This is a genomic window from Protofrankia symbiont of Coriaria ruscifolia (genome assembly GCF_900634745.1).
GTDB lineage: Bacteria > Actinomycetota > Actinomycetes > Frankiales > Frankiaceae > Protofrankia > Protofrankia californiensis.
In genome coordinates, this window is record NZ_CAAAFR010000036.1 from 77,362 (window position 1) to 95,509 (window position 18,148).

The window sequence follows — 18,148 nt, forward strand, 5'->3', positions numbered from 1 at the left end:
CCAGGTGCGGCGAAGGTACCTCCGATACCGGAGGGATACCGGAGGCGATCCGCCGCTCTCCGGCGGCACCGGGAAACGAACGACATCGCCGTACCCGGGTCCGATCGTCATGACGGGTCGGCGCCGGAGCGGGCGGCAAGCAGCCGGCGCAGGCTGGCCAGCCGGGCCGGGTCCGCCCGGCCGTCCTCGACCGCCTGATCAAGCGCACAGCCGGCGAGACCCGCCAGGTGGGTACAGCCGCCAGGGCAGGCCGCCGTGGCCGGGGCCAGATCGGGGAAGGCCCGAAGAAGCCGGTCGGTGGAGACCGCGCCCAGCCCGAACGAACGCACCCCGGGGGTGTCGACGACCCATCCTCCACCCGGCATCGGCAGGGCGATCGCCGCGGACGAGGTGTGCCGGCCGCGGCCGGTGACCGCGTTGACCGCACCGATCGCCTGGGCGGCGTCGGGCACCAGGCGGTTGACCAGCGTCGACTTACCCACCCCGGAATGACCGAACATGACGCAGACGTGGGCCGCCATCAGCGCGGTCAGCCCGGACAGGTCGGCATCCGGCCTGGTGGTCACCACAGGGAGGCCAAGTGGTGCATAAAGTGCGCGCAGAGGCGCATCGTCGGCGAGATCGGCCTTGCTCAGGCACAACAGCGGCTCCAGCCCACCGTCGTAGGCCGCGACCAGGCACCGGTCGATCAGCCCCGCCCTCGGCGGTGGGTCGGCGAGGGCACAGACGATGACGAGCCGGTCGGCGTTGGCCACGATCGGGCGCTCCACCGGATCGGTGTCGTCGGCGGTGCGGCGCAGCACGCTGTGGCGTTCGGCCCGCCCGACGATCCGTGCGAGGCTGCCGGGCGTGCCGGAGACGTCCCCGACCAGGGCGACCTCATCGCCTACGACCACACTGGTCCGGCGCAACGAACCGCCGCGAACGGCAGCCACCAGAGCGCCGGTGGACGCGGATGGAACACCGGTGGACGCGGGCGGGCGAGGCGGTCTCCCGGCTGCGCCCGAGCCCGCACCTGGCTCCGCGCCCGTCCCCGCGTTCCAGCCGGCTTTCGCCGCCACCTTCCCGACGACATGGCAGGTGTAACGGCCCCGGTCGACCGCCACCACGGTCGCCGCCACCGCGTCGGCGTGGTCGGGACGTTCCCGGGTGCGTGGCCGAGACCCGCGTCCGGCCCGCACCCGGACGTCGTCCTCGTCGAGTTCCCGAGGCATTCAGACGTGCCGTTCGAGGTCGCGACGACGGCCGGCTCTCACGGGCGCGAGCCCGTCCCGCCGAGCATCTGTGTCCACAATCGGGGGAACTGCGGCACGGTCTTACCGGTCGTACCGATGTCGTCGACGAGCACGCCTGGCACGACCAGCCCCACAACGGCATAGGCCATGGCCAGGCGGTGGTCGGCCCGCGGGTCGAGGCGGGCGCCGGTCAGCGGCGTGGGGGAGACGGCCAGCCCGTCGTCGGTCACGGTGATCGCCGCGCCCAGGCGTCCCAGCTCGGCTGCGAGCGCACCGAGCCGGTCGGTCTCCTGCAGGCGCAGGTGGGCGATGCCGCGCAGGCGGCTGGGCGAGTCGGCGAGGACGGCCAGCGCCGTGAGCGTCGGGGCAGCCTCGCCGTAGTCGCTGAGGTCGACGTCGATGCCGCGCAGGCGGTCGGGTCCACGGACCTCCAGACCGGCTGCGGTCGGGGTGCAGGTGCATCCCATGGCGGCCAGCAGGTCGGGCAGCATGCGTCCGGGCTGGACGGTCCCGCTCGGCCAGTCGGCGAGCACGACCCGGCCACCGGTCGCCGCGGCCGCGGCCAGGAAGGCGGACGCACTGTTGATGTCGGGCTCGATGACACGGTCATGGGCGTGCAGCGGCCCCGCAGCGACCGACCAGCGTGCGCTGCCGCCGGCGTGACGGTCGACGTCCACCTCGACCGTCGCGCCGGCGGCGCGCAGGTCCGCGACGGTCATCTCCAGGTACGGCCATGACGGCAACCGCGGGCCGATATGACGGACGGCGGCTCCCCTGTCGTAGCGGGGAGCCGCCAGCAGCAGGCCGGAGACGAGCTGGCTGGACATGGAGGCGTCCACCGTCACCTCGCCCCCGGTGAGGTGACCCCGGCCGTGCACGGTCAACGGCATCCGGTCGCCGTCGATGGACGCGCCCAGGGTCCGCAGCGCGTCCAGCAGCGGGGTGAGCGGACGCTCCCGCATGCGCGCGTCGCCGTCGAAAACTACGTCACCGTGCGCCAGCGTGGCCAGCGCGGGGGTGAACCGGGCGACGGTACCGGCGTTGCCGCAGTCGATCCGGGCGGCCGGGGCCGCCTGCAGCGGACAGCGGCCGTGGACCAGCCAGTCATCATGATCGTCGACAACGGCCACGCCGAGCTCGCCGAGGGCTGCGGCCATGAGCAGGGAGTCCCGGGACCGTAGCGGCCTGGTCAGCCGGCTGGTCCCGGCGGAGATCGCCGCGAGGATCAACGCGCGGTTCGTCGCCGATTTGGACCCCGGCATGGTCACGGTCGCGTCGACCGGCCGATCAGCTGTCGGCGCCGGCCAGGGATCCGTGGGTACGTCCGTAGTGACGGTCACCAGTTCAGCATGCCGGACACAGGGGGTCGGTACCGCCTCCCGGGCTGGCAAGCCGCGGCCGGGTACCGCGGTCATATCCCGCGGCCGGGTACCGCGGCCGTACCCGTTCGCGCTTCATACCGGATATGTGCCGGATAACTGCCTGTCGAGGGCAATCATTGCGTGCGGACGCGACGATTGTGACGTTGTTCAGCCGGGGCGGCGGGCGCTGGCGACCAGGTGGATGCCGATCGACTCGCCTTCGCGTTCGGCCGAGAGTTCGACCTCTGTCCGGACCAGGGTGGGAAAGCAGGACACGTCAGAGGCGACCGCGCGGGTCACCGCCTCGGCTGACAGCACCGTCCGCGGTCGGATCCAGTCGACGTCGAGGCCGGCGCTGGTCAGCAGGGCGTGCAGTTCCTCCGGCCAGAAACAGCGGGTGATGGACCCGTCCTCGGCGGGGACGAGGACGACGTCGGCGCGCGGGACGTCGGACAGTTCCGCCCAGCGGTGCTGTTCGGCGAGCCGGGCAAGGCCCAGCAGCAGCGAGTCGACGCACAGCAGCAGCCGCCCACCAGGGCGCAGCATGCGGTAGATCTCTTCCAGGGTCGTCTCCGTGGCCAGGCAGAACGACAGCGCGCGGCCCTCGGCCAGGACGGCGTCGAAGCTTTCCGGCGCGAACCAGTCCAGCGACCGGGCGTCACCGGCCACCTGCACCAGCCGTCCGCAGCCCGCGGGGTCGCCCGGCCGGGCCGGACCTCGTCCGCCGGCCTCGCCGGGACGCGAGGGAACCCGGGATGGGCGAGCATGGCTGCCTTCGCGTCTGCCGACGCTGCGGGCGCTCGGGCGATCCGAGGACGGGACAACGCGCACGACATCGTGTCCGGCCGCGACCATCTGGCGTGCGAACCTCGTCCGTGGGCCGGACACGTCCAGGACTCGGATCTGCGACATCGGCAGCCAGCTGGCCAACTGGGTCGCGGCGACATCTTCGTAGAACGCCCAGTACGGATCATCGCTGTCCGTGGGGGCCTCGTAGACGAGGGTCGGCGTTCGTCCGCGCGGCTGATCTGGCTCGGCGTCGAGACGCGGCAGCATGGACCTTTACCTACCCTTCAGGGGAGAAGATGCGAAACAAGTCACACACACTCACGGGAAGTCTGACAGATGTACACAGGCAGCGGTGACATTTTTCTCTCGGGCATGACCGCGGTCGGTGCCTCCTCCACCGATCGGACTTCCCTGGATGTCGACGGCGGGCGAGTGTTTCTGGTTCCCGCGGCGAGGACACCGATCGGATTTGTTGTTCTTCTGCATGGTGCTGCTAGTGGAACGGATGTCGGTGTGTTGTCCGAGCTCGCGGCGCGGCTGCCGGGGCGTGGGGTCGGCGTTGCCCGCCTGGAGATGCCCTACCGGGTCGCGGGACGCCGTGCCGGATCGCCCGGCCCGGTTGGACGCCGTGCTGCACGCGGTCATGGACGCTCTGGGGCAGCCGCGGCCTGTTGTCCTCGTCGGCCGTTCCATGGGATCGAGAGTGGCCTGCCGCTGCGCCCCCACGGTCGGGGCCGCCGCAGTCGTGGCCTTCGGCTTCCCGCTGTGTCCCCCTGGAAGGCCCGCCGCCCCGGCTAGAGAAGATCCCAGCAGGGGTTTTGGGCGGAATCCGCGGGGGAATCGGCCGTCACGCCTGCCCGAGCTGCTTGCCGCGGGCGTCCCCGTGCTCGTGGTCCAAGGTGATCGGGACGCGTTCGGCATGCCCGATCCGGACCCGGCCCGTCATGTCGAGGTACACGTCCTGGCCGGCGCCGACCATGCCATGCGGACGCGTCGTAGGGACGGCCGCACTGAAACCGAGGTCGTCGACGAAGCGGCGACCGTCGGGACAGAGTGGATCATCAGGCGGTTGGGTTCCTCGGGGCCTACGCGCGTGCGGCGGACGGTGAGTGACCGTTCTGCTTCGGCAGGGAGCGTGGATACCGGATAGTGATCTGCTGGGTCGCTGGAGGGTCAAAGGCGGTGCGATCATGCTTTTTCACACCGCCGGAGGTCCAAGGCCCTGGGCCACGGGTGGGAATCCGACGGCTGATCGGACAGTTACGTCACCTGCAAGGATCCTTGGAGCCGTCCGCGACGCGGGAGAACAGACGGGCCGGGGTGGATCGTTCCGTGATTCGCCGGTCCCCATGATCGTGTTGATTTCGGCCGGCAGGGACATCCACTCGGAGGTTCGATGACTGCCCAGTTCGCAACCGGGCTAGAGGGCCAGAAGCGGCGCGATGATGTTTCTTTCGCGCGGCCGGAGGCCCAAGTCCCCGGGTCGCTGGTTGCCTGTGCCCGCAACACCGCATCGACGCCCGCGCCGGTTCCCCGTCCCCATGATGGTCCGATCGGCCCTCTCGATCGGTGGCCGACCGTCCCGGAACCTGCCGTCACCGGTGACTTTTCTGCACGCGCGCACGCACCTGCCGGGGTATCGTCCGTTTCAGGGGCCGCCGGCACGTCCGTGAGCCGGCACGCCGCGGACGACCCAAGGAACGAGGGAGTGGTCCTGGTCGACGAGACCGTCGAGGAGCGGAGCAGCCGCTTCGAGCGAGACGCCTTGCCTTTTCTTGATCAACTTTATGCGGCGGCGCTGCGGATGACGCGAAACCCCGCCGATGCCGAAGATCTGGTGCAGGAGACCTTTGTCAAGGCGTTCGCGGCCTTCCACCAGTTCCAGGAAGGTACAAATCTCAAGGCATGGCTCTACCGCATCCTGACGAACACCTTCATCAACACCTACCGCAAGCGTCAGCGCCAACCGCTGCAGAGCCCGACCGAGCAGGTCGAGGACTGGCAGCTTGCCGACGCGGAGTCGCACACGTCCAGCGGCCTGAAGAGCGCTGAGACCGAGGCGTTGGAGCATCTGCCGGACAGCGACGTCAAGGAGGCACTCCAGGCGCTGCCCGAGGATTTCCGGATTGCGGTGTATCTTGCCGATGTCGAGGGGTTCGCCTACAAGGAGATCGCGGAGATCATGGGTACCCCGATCGGTACCGTGATGTCACGCCTGCATCGTGGCCGCCGCGGGCTGCGCACGGCTCTCGGGCACTACGCCCGGGAACGTGGCCTTGTCCGAGCGGGCAGCTCCGAGGCCGACGGCGGTGGGTTGTGAGCTGTGGGGGCCCGCACGCGGTCGACTGCGGGAAGGTGCTGGAAGCGGTCTACCTCTATCTCGACGGCGAGATCGACTTCGACCACAAGCACCTGGTTCGTTCGCATCTGGACGAATGCTCCCCATGCCTTCGCGAGTTCGGCGTGGAACACGAGGTGAAGCTGTTGGTAGCCCGCAGGTGCGGCGGCGAGCGTGCTCCCGAGTCCCTCAGGGAGAGCGTTCTGGAACGGTTGCGCGCCGCCCGTATCGACGCGGACGCGGCAGAGTTCCGCACCGAATAGGACTTGCCTGTGGCGGCCGGCCGTCTGATGGCGGTTAAGCTCTCATGCCGTGCGTATCCTCGTCACCGGCGCGGCCGGTTTTATCGGTTCCACGGTCACTGACCGTATGCTTGCCGACGGCCACGACGTCGTCGGGATCGACGACCTGTCCACCGGTCGGCTGGAGAACCTCAGCCCCGCCCTGCGTGACCGCCGATTTTCATTCGAGAAGGTGGATATAACGTCTGCCGAGCTCCTCGGTGTCGTCGGGCGGGTCCGTCCCGATGCCGTCCTGCATCTGGCGGCACAGATCGACGTGCGGGTGAGTATCAGCGATCCATTGCTCGACGCCCGGCTGAACGTGCTGGGAACGATCAACGTGCTTGAGGCGAGCAGGCTGGCCGGCGTCGCAAAATTCATCCACACGTCGTCCGGCGGTTCGATCTACGGGACGCCGCAGCAGCTGCCGGTCAACGAGACCGCGCCGGTGGCTCCCGAGTCGCAGTACGCCGCGGGCAAGGCAGCCGGCGAGCTCTACCTGTCCGTGTACCGGTCCACATATGGGCTGGCCACGACGGCGTTGGCACTGGGGAACGTCTACGGGCCCCGGCAGGATCCACACGGCGAGGCCGGGGTGGTGGCGATCTTCGGGACGGCGATGCTCGAGGGCCGCCCGACAAGGATCTTCGGTGACGGCGCGACTACCCGTGACTACGTCTTCGTCGGCGATGTCGTGGACGCCTTCGCCCGGTCCGTCCCGCCGGATGCCGCCAACGGCGAACGCCTCAACATCGGCACAGGCACCCAGACGGCCGTCCGGGATCTGCATCGCACAATTGCGGAGATCGCCGGGGTGGCGGATGCTCCCGAGTTCGCCCCGCCCCGACCGGGTGAGCTGCAGCGGATCGCACTCGACGTCAGCAAGGCGGCCCGGCTGGTCGGCTGGCGGCCCCAGGTCGATCTGGACAGCGGGCTGAGGCAGACCGTCGAATGGCTGCGAGCCCACACCACCACCGGCTGATTGGCGCTTTCTCCCGCTACCGGCCTGTTCGCCGATCGCCGCTGTTCGCCGATCGCCGTGGCCCGGTGAGGCCTCACCGGGCCATTGCCGCACCCCAAATATTACTCAAAATCATATAAAGGACGCGAACAGTAGCCGAACTGACAGTATTAGGTGCCTGAGACCGACCGCGGTCCGAACGGCTCAGGTGTTCGGGCGCTTGCCGTGGTTGGCCTTGTGCTTGGCGCGTGCACGCCGCTTGCGCTTCTTCTTCGCCACGTCAGGGACCTCCTTTCTGCTCGGGTCATCCTGTCATGGCTACTGGCCTGGCTACTGGCCGAGGTGAGCATCCGCGGGTTCGGCGGAGGCGAGGTCCGGATCGTCGGCTTTCGGATCATCGTCGGGACGGACGCCGGCGGCCGGCGTGTCACGGACGCGGCGGGACTCGAGAGCTCGGCGTGCCCGTACCGGCGCGACCGCGCCGAACAGTCCGATGCCGGAGGCGACCAGGACGTCGCCGATGCTGACGACGGCTGCCGCGTTGGGAAACGCCAGCGGAATCACGTCGGTGGCCGGGCGCAGGACCGTGTCGGCATCGCCCGGTGTGTGCTGGGCGGAGGCTCGCAGCTCGCTGACGGGCACCCCGGCCCGCTCGGCTCCCCACAGTGAAACCGGCATCCGGCCGCCGTTGGCGAGGATTACCACGGTGTTCAGTGCGATCCCGACCCACAGCAGGCCGACGCCGGGAAGACGGGAGTTCGCCGCGGCGAACAGCACGATTGCCACCGTGGCCACCACCCATGCGGCCGCATGCAGGCCGGGAACGAGCCGGCCGGCGATCAGGGTCGCGATCGTGGCCGCGAACATCCACGGGCGTGACACATAGACACGGACCAGAGCGTCCAGCGTGCCACCGCGGATCAGTCCTACGGTGACACCGCCCACCAGAGCAAGCACAAGGAGAACGAACACCCTCGTAGTGTGCGTCGTCCGGCGGGCCTTCGATCGCAAGCGCGGCATTCCGGCATGTCTGTGCTGCCTGCGCCGGCTCCCCCGACCGTTCAGGGAAGATCGTTGCCGGGCTTTGGGCGGGAGTTGCTACCGCCGCGTTAAGAGCTTGGGTGAATCAGCGGTCGAACAGGGACTTTCTTTGTCGACGTGGCGCGCAGCGGCCGGGTGCGGCCACACACTACGCTCACGCTGTGCACATGTCCGCGCGGGAGAAGGAACGCTCGGGACAGGGAAGGGGAGCCGTGGCCGAGGAAGTTCGGGCTGAGATGGTGGCCAACGTGTGGAAGGTCGTGGTCGGTGTCGGTGACACTGTGTCGGCCGGCGACACGCTGGTGATTCTCGACTCCATGAAGATGGAGATTCCGGTACTCAGCGAGGACGGTGGTCGGGTTGCCCAGATCGCGGTCCAGGAAGGAGACGTCGTTCAGGAAGGGGACCTGATCGCTCTCCTCGACCAGCTTCCGGTGGCCTGACCGCGGGCCTGCGGCCGGCAGGGCCGGAGGTCAACTTGCGATTGTGCCGTGTTCGGTGCAGCTGGCCGTCCATCCGGTCGGCGTGATCTGGACGACCATCCGTCGCCGGCAGGTCCGGCAGAACCGCGGTGGTTCCAACAGCCGTGCCTGGACGCAGGTGTCGTGCCCGCTGTCCGCGAGCGACTGCCCGCACCGGTCGCAGAATGCCGTCTCCGTCCCGCTGAGCGACCCGGACGCGGGGGAAGCATGATTGCGTTGCCTTAGACCCTCTGGAGTCATGGTACCGAGGGTAGAACATCGGGCGGGCCGTCCGATGTTCTACCCGGACCCGCGGGCCCGTCATCAGTACTACGGAACTACAGGTCCGCGGGTGTCCTCCGCTTCGGTTGTCCCCTGCTCGGCACGGGTCAGCCCGTCCGATTTGGGGGCCGGTCTGGTCAGAACGTGGACTGCATGGACTTGATGGGCATCTTCAGGTCGACGAGCATCTCCAGATCCGCTTCGGCGGGTCGACCCAGAGTAGTGAGATAGTTGCCGACGATGACCGCGTTGATGCCGCCGAGCATCCCGTCGACGGCCAGATCGCCGAGGGTGATCTCGCGTCCGCCGGCATAGCGCAGGATGGTGCGTGGCAGCGCGAGCCGGAACGCGGCGATCGTGCGCAACGCCTCCTGCGGGCTGATCACGGGAAGGTCGGCGAACGGTGTGCCCGGCCGCGGGTTGAGGAAGTTCAGCGGAACCTCGTGGGGCTCCAGCTCGGCAAGCTGGCCGGCGAGTTCCGCCCGCTGTTCCAGCGTCTCGCCGACCCCGATGATGGCGCCACAGCACAGCTCCATGCCGGCGGCTCGCACCATCTCGCAGGTGTCCCAGCGTTCCTGCCAGCTGTGGGTGGTCACGACCTGCGGGAAGTGCGAGCGCGCCGTCTCCAGGTTGTGGTTGTAGCGGTGCACGCCCATCGAGGCGAGCGCGTCCACCTGCTCCTGGGTGAGCATCCCGAGCGAGCAGGCGATGTTGATGTCGACCGCGGCACGGATCGCCGCGACCCCCGCTCGGACCTGCTCCATCAGGCGTTCGTCCGGGCCTCGGACGGCGGCGACGATACAGAACTCGCTCGCACCGGTCTCCCTCGTCGCTTTCGCGGCCTCGACCAGCGACGGGATGTCCAGCCAGACCGCGCGGACCGGTGAGTCGAACTTGCCGGACTGGGAGCAGAAGTGGCAGTCCTCGGGGCAGCCGCCGGTCTTGAGGCTGACGATTCCCTCGACCTCGACCTCCGGGCCGCACCAGCGTATCCGTGCCTCGTGGGCGAGCGCGAGCGCCTCGCTGATCCGGTCGTCGTCCAGGCGCAGCACCTCCAGGGTCTGCTCGGCCGACAGCCCTTGGCCGCGCTCCAGCACCTGCTCACGGGCTACCCGGAGGATGTCGGCGGCAGTCCCTGCGTTCTCGTCGAGCCCCCCGAGGGCTGGCGGCTGGTTGGTTGTCGGCGGTTGCGTTGTTGGCGGCAGGGTCATGGGTGCGGCTGCTGCTGACGACGGCGGCAAGGCGGTCTCCCTGTGGTAGGTCGGTTACGGACCCTCGACTCCTCCGGAGGTCCGAGAGGTCCGAGTCTCTGGGATCGCTGGAGGGTCAAAGGATGGGTCACGGTTTGTGGCTCTCCCGGAAGTCGTGGGCGTCGAAGGTGCCGCCGAGGGCGGGCGCGAGGCATGCCCGGGCGGTGTCGCGGAACACCGCGGCATCGGTCTGCCCCGCTCCCGCCGGCACTGCTCCGGCGAGCGGACGTGCGGCGAGCATCTCCATGTCCATGATGTTCGAGCGACAGGCGAGGTCGGGGACGGGTGGCCATGAACCGATGACGAGCCCGGCGAGTTCCAGTCCACGGTTCGCCAGCGCCTCCAGGGTCAGCGCGGTGGTGTTGAGCGCGCCGAGCCCGGCCTCGCTGACCAGCAGCACCGGCGCGGCCAACGTATGGGCGAGATCGGCCACGGTGGTGCCCTCGTCGTCGTAGCGGACCAGTAGTCCGCCCGCTCCTTCCACCAGGACGAGCCGGCGGTGCTCGGCGAGTTCCGCCACGCGCTGGGCGACGTCGGACAGCTCCACCGGAGCACACCGGTGGAGGCGGGCCGCGGCAGCCGGCGACAGCGCCGCCGGGAACCGGGCGTATTCATGCAGGTCCTCGACCCCGGACAGGTCGCGCACATGGTCGAGGTCGCCGGGTTCGCCGGGCTCGACGCCGGTCTGGGCGGCCTTCACCACGGCGACGTCGACGCCCCGATCACGGGCCAGGGCGGCCACCGCGGCGGTGACGACCGTCTTCCCGACGCCCGTCCCGGTCCCTGTCACCACGAGGACCGTCATCTGGGTGTGCCAGGAGGGCCGGGTACGCCGGGAGGGAGTGTACCGAGGGCTGCGGCGAAAGCACCAGCGGCCTGGGCCAGGTCGGTTTCGGTGAGGTCGGCGCGGGCCGCGACCCGCAGCCGGCTTGTGCCCGGGGGCACGGTCGGGGGGCGGAAGCAACCGACGGCCACCCCGTGCGCACGGCAGATCTCCGCCGCCTGCACCGCGCGTTCGGGCTCACCCAGGACGACCGACACGACCGCGCCAGCCGGCCGGGGCGCGCCGGTGAGGGCGGCCAGCCGGCGGGCGTGCCGTCGTACGTCGTCCGCGAGATCCGGGGTGGAGGTGAGTATCTCCACCGCGGCGAGTGCCGCGCCGGCGCAGGCCGGGGCCAGCCCGGTGTCGAAGATGAACGTGCGGGCGGTGTCGATGAGGTGCGCGCGCACGGCCGGCGGGCCCAGCACGGCACCGCCCTGGCTGCCCAGCGCCTTGGACAGGGTGACGGTGGCGATCACGTCCGGCTCGCCGGCGAGCCCGACGTCCGCGAGCGCCCCCCGACCGCCGGGGCCGACGACGCCGAGGCTGTGTGCCTCGTCCACGACCAGCAGCGCTCCATGAGCCCGGGTGACCGCATGCAACGCGGCCAGCGGCGCCAGGTCGCCGTCGGCGGAGAACACCGAGTCGGTGACCACGACGGCGTGCTGCCACGACCGCTCGGCCAGCGCGTTGTCGACCGCTTCGACGTCGGCATGCGGGATGACGAGCACCCGCGCCCGTGACAGCCGGCAGGCGTCCACCAGCGACGCATGGTTGCGCTCGTCCGAAACGATGAGGTCGTCGGGTCCGGTGAGCGCGGTGAGCACGCCCAGGTTGGCCGCGTACCCGGAGGCGAAGACCAGCGCCGAGGCGAAGCCGGTGTGGTGGGCGAGGGCGTTCTCAAGGTCACCGTGCAGGGTGGTCGTCCCGGTGACCAGCCGGCTTCCGGTGGAGCCTGCGCCCCAGGTGCGCAACGCTCGCACCCCACCTTCGATCACTTCGGGATGGCGGGACAGGCCCAGGTAGTCGTTGCTCGCCAGGTCCAGTGGGTGCGCGGGATCCTCGTGAGGTGGGTTGCCCGGCGTCCGTCCGTCGGGCGTGCGTGGGCGCACGACTCGGCGCAGCCCGGCCTCTTCGCGGCGACGGGCATGGCTGTCCAGCCATCCAAGCGGATTGCCGACCACATCGGTGGTACGTGGATGCACACCAGGAAGCCTAGGTCAAAGGCGGTGCGATCATGGTTTTTGCGCCGCGGATTGGTGCCCGGATCACGGCGAAGCCGCGATTGGGGAAGCTGATCCGGCACCCGCGCTCCGGTGCGGCGCCACGTCTGGCAGTCTGCCTGCGTGGGAACGCTGGCGGACCTTCTGCGCGAGAGCACCGATCTTGGTGCGGACGACATCGACCACCTGTACGCCCTGGTGGCTGATTGGGCACTGTTGGCCGACCTGTCCTTCGCGGACCTCCTGCTGCTCGTGCCCAGCCGGACCGCGGTGGCCCGAGGGGGGTCCGGCCCGGGGGCCGAGTTCCTCGTGGTCGCGCAGGTACGGCCGACCACCGGGCCGACGGCGTACCACAACGACGAGGTCGGTAGCGTTGTGATTAACAGGTGGGTGGTGCAGAACTCGTGGCGTGAGCGCCGGATCGCCCGGGAGGGCGAGCCGGAGTGGGACGGCGGGGTGCCGGTCCGGACCGAGGCGATCCCGGTACTGCACTCCGACCGCGTGATCGCCATACTGGCGCGGGACACCAACCTTGCCACCACCCGGACACCGAGCGCGCTGGAGTCGGCGTACCTGCAGTGCGCGAACAACCTGGCACTGATGATTGCCGAGGGAGCGTTCCCGTTCCGGGGGAGCAACGCCGAGCTGCCCGAGGCACCGCGCGTCGGTGACGGGATGCTCCGCCTGGACGGCTCGGGAAAGGTCATTTTCGCCAGTCCGAACGCACTGTCGGCATACCGCCGCCTTGGTTATACCGGCAATGTCACCGGTGAAGACCTGCGGTCGGTGCACCGGACGCTGAACCTGCCCGCGACCACACCGGCCGTGTGGCACGCGATCGGGCGTCGCCGGCCGGTCGAGGTGGAGCTCGCGGTCGGGAGCACGGTGGTGCTGTTGCGCGCGATCCCGCTGTTTCCCGGTGCCACCCGTGAGGTGCTGGTCCTCGTCCGTGATGTTTCCGATCTCCGGCGTCGTGAGGCGCAGTTGCTGAGCAAGGACGCGACCATCCGAGAGATCCATCATCGGGTGAAGAACAACCTGCAGACGGTCGCGGCTCTGCTGCGCCTGCAGATGCGTCGTACCAAGGTGGACGAGGCGCGCCTGGCGTTGCGGGAGTCGGTGCGAAGGGTGACCTCGATCGCCGTTGTTCACGAGACTCTTTCGCAGAGCCTCGGCGAGTCGGTGCCCTTCGACGAGATCGCCGACCAGATCACGTCGGTAACAGTAGATCTCGCTTCGACCGGGACCCGGGCGAGTACGACCCGCAAAGGATCATTCGGCCGGCTGCCCGGTGAACTCGCCACGCCCCTGGCACTTGTGCTCTCCGAACTTTTGCAGAATGCTGTCGAACATGCGTTCGACGGTTCGGCAGGTTCGATCGAACTCCGTGTCCGACGGTATGCCGACCGGCTGGACGTGGTGGTCGCCGACAACGGTGCCGGGCTGCCCGAGGACTTCCAGCTGGAGCACTCACCCCGGCTCGGTCTGCAGATCGTGCGCCAGCTCGTCCTCGGTGAGATGCAGGGAGCGATCCGGCTCCAGGCGGGGGCGGAGCGTGGAACAGAGGCCCTGCTGTCCATCCCGTTGCGCGGCTGAGAATTTTTTTCGAGATCGGTGTTATGTGGACCGTCGAGGTGGGTACAGCACCACCGTGCCTGGCGCCGTCCCACCCCGTCCCGGCCTGTCGTTTCCTACCGTCTCAGCACCGGTACAGCGGGTGCTGATGGCTCCGCTGACAAACGAAGCGGACACGGACGGAAGCAGCCCTAAGGCACACGACAGCACCCCGATGACCAATACATCACGGCAAGGTCACCTGGGAAGTCGTCGTGTGGCTCGAACTGGTTTGGTGCTGGGGGGTACTGCTCAGGCGGTGCGAACTCGGGTGCGCGCAGGGCGTTTGAGTGCTCGGCGTTCATCCTCGCTCAAACCGCCCCAGACCCCGGAGTCCTGCCCGGTGTCAAGAGCCCAGCTCAAGCAATCACTTGTTACAGCACACCGTCTGCAGACGGCCTTTGCTTCTTCGACCTGGCGTTCAGCCGGACCGGTAGTACCGATCGGGAAGAAGAGCTCGGGATCCTCGTCACGACAGAGCGCTCTGTGGCGCCAGTCCATGCGTACAACTCCCTCTCTCGTCTCGGGCCACACTGCACGTGAGACGCTTTACGAGTCGCCACGGTTGTGTCGCACTTTCCGGCGGCCAAACGGCTACCGGGTCCATGCGGCTTCTCGATCTTTCGACCAGATGCACCGTCGCGTGTGAGTCCGAGGTGTATGCGGTCCATCCACCTCGGACATTCGCCACCCTCCCACCGCAACTGGCATGGGCGCAAGAACCTGCAAGTGGCTTCCCACCCCTTACTGGCCCCTGCCTGCCTGCCTTCGTCCGTTAGAGACACAGGTGGACCACTCTTTGCGGCTGGTCGAACGACGGCGACACACAGACAGTCCTAGTACTGCCAACTCAGTGAACACGCATGCCCGGCAGAGCCGGGCAACATGCCGAATTGGCATTGGATGTTGTCATCTATCGGTTTCTGGCTTACCGACCCGGGGATCTGGACCTCCGGCAGCGTGAAAGGAACATGATCGCGCTGCCTTTGGCTCTGTAGCGGATCCTGCGCCGAGGCCCTGGCGTTACCGGGTATGGCCGTGATGGCATCGTTGGCTCATGCAGGTTCTTGGTCACCGCGGTAGCCGGATCCCCGGCCCGGAGAACACAGTCGAGGCGGTGGACGCCGCGTTGCGCGCCGGCGCTGATGGTATCGAAGTGGACGTGCGGCGCAGCGCCGACGGGGATCTGGTCTGTGTGCATGATCCCCGGCTGCCGGGGCGGCTGACCGGCCGGGCCGTGGTACGCCGGACGACCCGCGAACTCACCCACCTGGGTGTGCCCACCCTGGCCGAGATCCTCGATGTCTGGGACGGTCGTGGCCGCATCATTCTCGAGGTCAAGAACCAGCCGGGCCAGCCCGACTTCGACGCCCCCCGGGAAAGGACCGCCCGGACCCTGATCGAATTTCTGCAGGCCCGCGGGCTCGCCCGGGCCTCCGGTGCCGTCGCACCCGCGGCCGTGACCGTGTCCTCGTTCGACTGGTTCGCGATCGAGGCGGTGCGCGACGCCGGGATCGGCGTGTCCACCGCGTTCCTCGCCATGCCGCGGATGTCGGTGAGCGGAGGCATCGCCTATGTGCGCTCGGCAGGGCATCACGAGCTGCACGCCCACATCTCCTCGGTGCTGGGCTCCTCGGAGGTGCCCGAGCGGGTCCGGGCAGCCGGTGTGAGCCTGGTGACCTGGACCGTCACGTCGGTGCGGGACGCCGATGAGTTGCGGCAGGCCGGTGTGGACGCGGTGATCTGTGACGACCCGGCCGAGGTCGTCCGCGGACTCGGCCGTGGAGCGGCCTGAGCGCACGTTCGAATCAGACGATGACGCGCAGGGCCCTGGGTTCGGATCGCAGTGTCACCTGAGTCTGCGGGCCGATGTACTCGCCGTCCATCTGGAACGGGAGCTCCTGCGTGGCCGTCAGCGTGATCGTGCGCTGGTCATGCAGGGTACTGACATTCCTACCGTGTGGGCCCCGGGCGCTGTGCAGCATGTGCAGGCCGATCCGGGCTGTTGTCATGGCCGTCAGCCGGCGCAGGCCGACAAGGTCCAGACCGGTGTCGAACGAGGCTTCCGGGCATGCGCGCACCAGCCGGGAGTTGAGGTACGTCCAGGGCGTCGTGTTGCACACCACGGCGACCAGTACGGTGTCCGGCTCCGCGGTGCCCGGACCGCTTCCGTCGACGGTTGCCTCTGCCGTCTGGCTTGGTTCGTCGGTGGTGATGGTGATGGGTGGACGGCGGCGCCCGGCGTTGCGGACGAACTGGCTGGCCGCCGAGCGCAGGTACAACCCCGGGGTGTTGCGGCGCCCGTGTACCCGTTTGCGCTCCACCCGTTCGACGACAGCCGCGTCGAGGCCGAGACCGGCACAGAACGTGAACCACCGGGACTGGCTGCTGCCTGACCGGTTGGTGAAGGTAGCGTGTCCGAGCCCGATCCGGCGGCTTCGGCCCTCTCGCAGAGCCTCCAGAAGTTCTCCCGTAGCTTCTACCGGGGACGCGGAGTAGCCGAGCGCACGGGCGAAGACGTTGGTGCTCCCGCCGGGTACCACTGCCAGTGCCGGCGTGCCCGGATCCGGTCCCGCCCGCAGGAGACCGTTGGCGATCTCGTTGACCGTTCCGTCGCCGCCGAGGGCGACAACAAGGTCGAGGCCGTTGTCAGCGGCGCGTTCGGCGAGCTCGGCAGCGTGGCCCCGGCCCTTGGTGGCGACGGTCTCGAGGCTCAGGCCGGCGGCCAGGGCGCTGACCAGGACGTCCCGGATGCGCTGGGTCGTAGCCGTGGCGATGGGATTAACGACCAACAACGCGCGCATGATGTCTACGTTAGCTGTTCGGACCTTTTCAGGTCCCACGAGGTAATCCTTGCCACGCACGCACATCTGCGCGCCGCGGTGGTCCGCCGGGATGGTCCGCCGCGGTCGCTGGGCCCGGCGGGATTATGCGGCCGTGGCGACCACGTACTGTCGGCATGTGCGTTCCAGGGCTGAATCCGAGCGGGTCGCGCCGACCCGTTGGCGGCGTGACCGTGCTCGGCATGCCGTACACGCTCTGCGGGCCGCTGTAGTGCTACTGGCCGCCGAGGGATTACTACTTGTCGCCCTTGGCATGTTCCTGGTGGTACGGGGTTTCGGGGCGGACACCGACGACCGTGGCCGGGCCGAGCTCGGAGGTCTGCTAGCCGTCGTCGCCGGGGTTGTCCTGTGGCTGCTCGCGGGGGCATTGCTCGCCCACCGCCGGTGGGCCCGCTCACCTCTCGTCGTTGTGCAAATGTTGTGCCTTCCAGTCGGTGTTGGTCTTTTGCAGGCTCACCGCTATGGCGAAGGTATTCCGCTGGTCGTGGTCCCGGTCGGGGTGTTGGTGCTGATCGGCCTGGCCGGCGGCTATCGTCCCCGCCAGCCTCCGGGTCCCGGTGATCCCCTTGCATGACCGTTGCGACCTGCATGCCTGTTACGACCTATCCGACCCTCTCAGGAGACGGCCGTCGGAGGAGACGGCCGTCAGGCGTCGTCCAGCAGGCCGCGGCGTAGCTGGGCCAGCGTGCGGGCGAGCAGGCGCGAGACGTGCATCTGGGAGATCCCGAGCTCGGTGGCGATCTGCGACTGGGTCATGTTGCCGAAGAACCGCAGCAGCAGGATGCGTTTCTCCCGTGGAGGCAGCTTCTCCAGGAGCGGCTTGAGCGACTCCCGGTACTCGACACCTTCCAGGGACTCGTCCTGGACGCCCAAAGTGTCGGCCACTGCCGGAGCCTCGTCGTCGCCGGAGTCCGGCGCGTCCAGCGAGACCGCCGAGTAGGCGTTGGCGGACTCCAGGCCCTCCAGCACCTCCTCCTCGCTCATCTGCAGATGAGCCGCGAGCTCGCTGACCGTCGGTGAGCGGCCGAGCGTCTGGGAGAGCTCCGAGGTGGCTTTGGTCAGCGACAGCTTGAGTTCCTGCAGCCGCCGCGGAACCCGGATCGCCCAGCCCTTGTCCCGGAAGTGCCGCTTGATCTCTCCGACGATCGTCGGCGTCGCGTAGGTGGAGAACTCCACCCCGCGCTCGGGATCGAAGCGGTCCACCGACTTGATCAGCCCGATCGTCGCCACCTGGGTCAGGTCGTCCAGCGGCTCGCCGCGGTTGCGGAAACGACGCGCGAGGTACTCGACGAGCGGCAGGTGCATCCGCACGAGCTGGTCCCGGATCTCAGCTCGATCGGCGTTTCCCTCGGGGAGGGCGACCAGCTGGGCGAACAGTTCCCGGGCGCGTACCCGATCGTTGGTCTCGCCAGGATGGTCATGACCAAGATAGTTGGGGTCGTGACCCGGGTGGGTCTGGGCCGCGACCGTCGGCGCGTGCTCGGGCGGGTGCGGCGTCAGAGCACTGTCCGTCACTGACGTGCCGGGCGGTGTCTCGTCCGTGGCCTCCTTGTCCGCGGCGAAGAAAAGATCAGGGGTGTCCTCGAGAAGGGCCTTCGAGTGTTGCGTGGTCGTGGCCACGGCGTCCTGAAGCGGTCGGGTAGGCCCTG

The 18,148-nt window shown here is 68.9% G+C and carries 20 protein-coding genes; 9 read left to right on the top strand and 11 right to left on the bottom strand.

Annotated elements, in window-relative coordinates:
* Nucleotides 1–107 precede the first annotated feature (107 nt).
* From rsgA to CV1CTNOD_RS04825, 3 genes are all read right to left on the bottom strand, one after another.
* Complete coding sequence (rsgA, locus tag CV1CTNOD_RS04815; protein WP_131784953.1) at nt 108–1,214, bottom strand: ribosome small subunit-dependent GTPase A; 1,107 nt, start codon at nt 1,212–1,214, stop codon at nt 108–110.
* A 38-nt stretch (nt 1,215–1,252) separates the two neighbouring features.
* Complete coding sequence (aroA, locus tag CV1CTNOD_RS04820) at nt 1,253–2,575, bottom strand: 3-phosphoshikimate 1-carboxyvinyltransferase (RefSeq protein ID WP_131784954.1); 1,323 nt, start codon at nt 2,573–2,575, stop codon at nt 1,253–1,255.
* Between the two features lie 189 nt (nt 2,576–2,764).
* Nucleotides 2,765–3,652: a methyltransferase domain-containing protein gene (locus CV1CTNOD_RS04825; RefSeq protein ID WP_131784955.1), complete on the bottom strand. Its 888-nt coding sequence runs from the start codon at nt 3,650–3,652 to the stop codon at nt 2,765–2,767.
* Nucleotides 3,653–4,028: 376 nt separating this feature from the next.
* On the opposite strand from CV1CTNOD_RS04825, the gene CV1CTNOD_RS27625 reads away from it, so the two are divergent.
* From CV1CTNOD_RS27625 to CV1CTNOD_RS04845, 4 genes are all read left to right on the top strand, one after another.
* Nucleotides 4,029–4,535, top strand: a complete 507-nt coding sequence (locus CV1CTNOD_RS27625) for an alpha/beta family hydrolase (RefSeq protein ID WP_347402896.1) — start codon at nt 4,029–4,031, stop codon at nt 4,533–4,535.
* A 246-nt stretch (nt 4,536–4,781) separates the two neighbouring features.
* Nucleotides 4,782–5,705, top strand: a complete 924-nt coding sequence (locus CV1CTNOD_RS04835; RefSeq protein WP_347402892.1) for a sigma-70 family RNA polymerase sigma factor — start codon at nt 4,782–4,784, stop codon at nt 5,703–5,705.
* Nucleotides 5,702–5,986 carry a mycothiol system anti-sigma-R factor gene (gene rsrA, locus CV1CTNOD_RS04840; RefSeq protein WP_131784956.1) on the top strand — a complete coding sequence of 95 codons (285 nt, stop codon included), beginning with the start codon at nt 5,702–5,704 and terminating at the stop codon, nt 5,984–5,986. Before CV1CTNOD_RS04835 ends, rsrA begins: the two co-directional genes overlap by 4 nt.
* A gap of 49 nt (nt 5,987–6,035) precedes the next feature.
* Nucleotides 6,036–6,986, top strand: a complete 951-nt coding sequence (locus CV1CTNOD_RS04845; RefSeq protein ID WP_131784957.1) for a GDP-mannose 4,6-dehydratase — start codon at nt 6,036–6,038, stop codon at nt 6,984–6,986.
* Between the two features lie 183 nt (nt 6,987–7,169).
* Here the strand turns inward: CV1CTNOD_RS04845 and CV1CTNOD_RS28105 are convergent, their stop codons facing one another.
* On the bottom strand, nt 7,170–7,244 hold the full coding sequence (locus CV1CTNOD_RS28105) for a 50S ribosomal protein bL37 (protein ID WP_369809780.1): 75 nt from the start codon (nt 7,242–7,244) through the stop codon (nt 7,170–7,172).
* A gap of 51 nt (nt 7,245–7,295) precedes the next feature.
* Entirely contained in the window at nt 7,296–7,937 is a 642-nt protein-coding gene (locus tag CV1CTNOD_RS04850) for a DUF5317 domain-containing protein (RefSeq protein WP_131784958.1), read from the bottom strand.
* A gap of 281 nt (nt 7,938–8,218) precedes the next feature.
* Between CV1CTNOD_RS04850 and CV1CTNOD_RS04855 the strand changes: the two genes are divergently transcribed.
* Both CV1CTNOD_RS04855 and CV1CTNOD_RS24410 read left to right on the top strand, forming a co-directional pair.
* Nucleotides 8,219–8,449, top strand: coding sequence for a biotin/lipoyl-binding carrier protein (locus CV1CTNOD_RS04855; protein WP_131765544.1), 231 nt, complete (start codon nt 8,219–8,221; stop codon nt 8,447–8,449).
* Nucleotides 8,450–8,492: 43 nt separating this feature from the next.
* The gene (locus CV1CTNOD_RS24410) at nt 8,493–8,699 is read left to right on the top strand and encodes a hypothetical protein (protein ID WP_207386192.1); all 207 of its coding nucleotides are present in this window, start codon (nt 8,493–8,495) and stop codon (nt 8,697–8,699) included.
* Nucleotides 8,700–8,886: 187 nt separating this feature from the next.
* Here CV1CTNOD_RS24410 and bioB read toward each other — a convergent pair whose 3' ends face one another.
* The 3 genes from bioB to CV1CTNOD_RS04875 all read right to left on the bottom strand — a co-directional run bounded on the left by bioB (nt 8,887) and on the right by CV1CTNOD_RS04875 (nt 12,024).
* Complete coding sequence (bioB, locus tag CV1CTNOD_RS04865; protein WP_131784960.1) at nt 8,887–9,960, bottom strand: biotin synthase BioB; 1,074 nt, start codon at nt 9,958–9,960, stop codon at nt 8,887–8,889.
* Nucleotides 9,961–10,087: 127 nt separating this feature from the next.
* Nucleotides 10,088–10,804: a dethiobiotin synthase gene (gene bioD, locus CV1CTNOD_RS04870; protein WP_131765595.1), complete on the bottom strand. Its 717-nt coding sequence runs from the start codon at nt 10,802–10,804 to the stop codon at nt 10,088–10,090.
* Nucleotides 10,801–12,024: an 8-amino-7-oxononanoate synthase gene (locus CV1CTNOD_RS04875; protein ID WP_131784961.1), complete on the bottom strand. Its 1,224-nt coding sequence runs from the start codon at nt 12,022–12,024 to the stop codon at nt 10,801–10,803. The genes bioD and CV1CTNOD_RS04875 overlap by 4 nt, the downstream gene beginning before the upstream one ends.
* Before the next feature lie 141 nt (nt 12,025–12,165).
* Between CV1CTNOD_RS04875 and CV1CTNOD_RS04880 the strand changes: the two genes are divergently transcribed.
* Entirely contained in the window at nt 12,166–13,638 is a 1,473-nt protein-coding gene (locus tag CV1CTNOD_RS04880; RefSeq protein ID WP_131784962.1) for a sensor histidine kinase, read from the top strand.
* 270 nt (nt 13,639–13,908) lie between these two features.
* Here the strand turns inward: CV1CTNOD_RS04880 and CV1CTNOD_RS04885 are convergent, their stop codons facing one another.
* Complete coding sequence (locus tag CV1CTNOD_RS04885; RefSeq protein WP_013872459.1) at nt 13,909–14,157, bottom strand: WhiB family transcriptional regulator; 249 nt, start codon at nt 14,155–14,157, stop codon at nt 13,909–13,911.
* Between the two features lie 556 nt (nt 14,158–14,713).
* On the opposite strand from CV1CTNOD_RS04885, the gene CV1CTNOD_RS04890 reads away from it, so the two are divergent.
* A complete protein-coding gene (locus CV1CTNOD_RS04890; protein WP_131769595.1) occupies nt 14,714–15,451 on the top strand; it encodes a glycerophosphodiester phosphodiesterase in 738 nt (245 codons plus the stop codon).
* A 13-nt stretch (nt 15,452–15,464) separates the two neighbouring features.
* On the opposite strand, the gene CV1CTNOD_RS04895 is transcribed toward CV1CTNOD_RS04890, so the two are convergent.
* Nucleotides 15,465–16,460, bottom strand: coding sequence for a diacylglycerol/lipid kinase family protein (locus CV1CTNOD_RS04895; protein WP_131784963.1), 996 nt, complete (start codon nt 16,458–16,460; stop codon nt 15,465–15,467).
* A 133-nt stretch (nt 16,461–16,593) separates the two neighbouring features.
* Between CV1CTNOD_RS04895 and CV1CTNOD_RS04900 the strand changes: the two genes are divergently transcribed.
* Entirely contained in the window at nt 16,594–17,073 is a 480-nt protein-coding gene (locus CV1CTNOD_RS04900; protein WP_242606368.1) for a hypothetical protein, read from the top strand.
* Between the two features lie 71 nt (nt 17,074–17,144).
* Here CV1CTNOD_RS04900 and CV1CTNOD_RS04905 read toward each other — a convergent pair whose 3' ends face one another.
* The gene (locus tag CV1CTNOD_RS04905; protein ID WP_131784964.1) at nt 17,145–18,119 is read right to left on the bottom strand and encodes an RNA polymerase sigma factor SigF; all 975 of its coding nucleotides are present in this window, start codon (nt 18,117–18,119) and stop codon (nt 17,145–17,147) included.
* Nucleotides 18,120–18,148 lie beyond the last annotated feature (29 nt).

What these genes read in the sequence shown, in the direction of transcription:
- CV1CTNOD_RS27625 (WP_347402896.1), top strand. Translation starts at nt 4,029, where the DNA reads ATGGACGCTCTGGGGCAGCCGCGGCCTGTTGTCCTCGTCGGCCGTTCC.
- CV1CTNOD_RS04825 (WP_131784955.1), bottom strand. Translation starts at nt 3,652, where the DNA reads ATGCTGCCGCGTCTCGACGCCGAGCCAGATCAGCCGCGCGGACGAACG.
- CV1CTNOD_RS04885 (WP_013872459.1), bottom strand. Translation starts at nt 14,157, where the DNA reads ATGGACTGGCGCCACAGAGCGCTCTGTCGTGACGAGGATCCCGAGCTC.
- CV1CTNOD_RS04895 (WP_131784963.1), bottom strand. Translation starts at nt 16,460, where the DNA reads ATGCGCGCGTTGTTGGTCGTTAATCCCATCGCCACGGCTACGACCCAG.
- bioD (WP_131765595.1), bottom strand. Translation starts at nt 10,804, where the DNA reads ATGACGGTCCTCGTGGTGACAGGGACCGGGACGGGCGTCGGGAAGACG.
- bioB (WP_131784960.1), bottom strand. Translation starts at nt 9,960, where the DNA reads ATGACCCTGCCGCCAACAACGCAACCGCCGACAACCAACCAGCCGCCA.
- rsgA (WP_131784953.1), bottom strand. Translation starts at nt 1,214, where the DNA reads ATGCCTCGGGAACTCGACGAGGACGACGTCCGGGTGCGGGCCGGACGC.
- CV1CTNOD_RS04890 (WP_131769595.1), top strand. Translation starts at nt 14,714, where the DNA reads ATGCAGGTTCTTGGTCACCGCGGTAGCCGGATCCCCGGCCCGGAGAAC.
- CV1CTNOD_RS04835 (WP_347402892.1), top strand. Translation starts at nt 4,782, where the DNA reads ATGACTGCCCAGTTCGCAACCGGGCTAGAGGGCCAGAAGCGGCGCGAT.